At 42.8% G+C, this 1114-nt stretch carries 1 protein-coding gene; it reads right to left on the reverse strand.

Annotated elements, in window-relative coordinates; translation table 11 throughout:
* Positions 1-268: 268 nt before the first annotated feature.
* A complete protein-coding gene (locus CIK04_RS35915; protein ID WP_097353715.1) occupies positions 269-391 on the reverse strand; it encodes a DUF3265 domain-containing protein in 123 nt (40 codons plus the stop codon).
* Positions 392-1114: the final 723 nt, after the last annotated feature.

Below are 1114 nucleotides of genomic sequence, written 5' to 3' on the forward strand. Positions count from 1 at the left end.
TTCAAAGTTCCTAAGAGCCCAGCGCCCACTACCTTTACCATCGACGCTATAAAAAAGGTCATCTCGACTTGGAGTCCAGTTATCCGAATCGCTCGAATAACTCTCAACAGTATTTCTTACAGTAGCTTTCCAGCTTTTAGTTAAGTTACCGCCTTTTCAGTGCTTCAATTTCAGCATAAAGGTCACTGTATGCTAGCTTCACCACCTAATGTTCTCCATTGCTTGACTACGTAATCAATCCACCGCACTTATTATTTCCTCTAAATTCCTAACGCTGCGTTAAGGGGTGAATGCCGCATAAACCAACTTCCCGCAGACCACTTTCACCACCAAAACTCACTGCAAACCAAAAATGCCACGCGGCATGAATCCCTCTTAAACGCCTTGTTATGTTTAAGGCTCAAAGGGTTAAGTTTGCGATACCAATAGCTTAACTCGACTTACCTTTGCAAACCAAAACCAGACGCTAAAAAGCTGAATTAACTCATAAATTTGATTCTAATGATTTTGAGTTTTAGCGTGAGAAACCGAAAACTGGAGCTCAAACTTTGAAACCAAGACTCTTTATTCGACTCACAAACGCACTGAACTTAAATGAGGCAACACTCTGAATTTTTAGCGCCCACGAATTGGAGTCCAGAAAACAGCGACCACTGAAGTTAACCTGCCGACATGACCAAAATTGGAAATACGAAGGAACAAAGAAAAGATGCAACCAGCTGATTTTACGTGATTAAACATAACGCCGCGTTAAGGGGCGCAGGCACGCACCAAAAAAGTGACCGCATCACACCTTAAACACTAAACCCAACGCAAATTGAAAATGCCACGCGTGCCAAGTCCCTCTTTAACGCTTTGTATGGGAAATTATCCCCATTAATCGACCTGTTTCGGGTAATGTGAGACCCAGGCTTTAGCCGCAACTAAAGCTTTCTATGTTGTAGTTCGATTGAACGCTGGCTCCTCTATCGAGAGACCGATAACAAACATGAACGCGACATAGAACTCCAAGCACCAAACTCGAATACTCGACTGGGTCTCGAACCCGCATTACGCAAGCAAGAGTTAGCTTATTATGAATACAAACACACTTCAAAATATTAATGTCGGTGTG

Source organism: Vibrio sp. 03_296 (assembly GCF_002265885.1).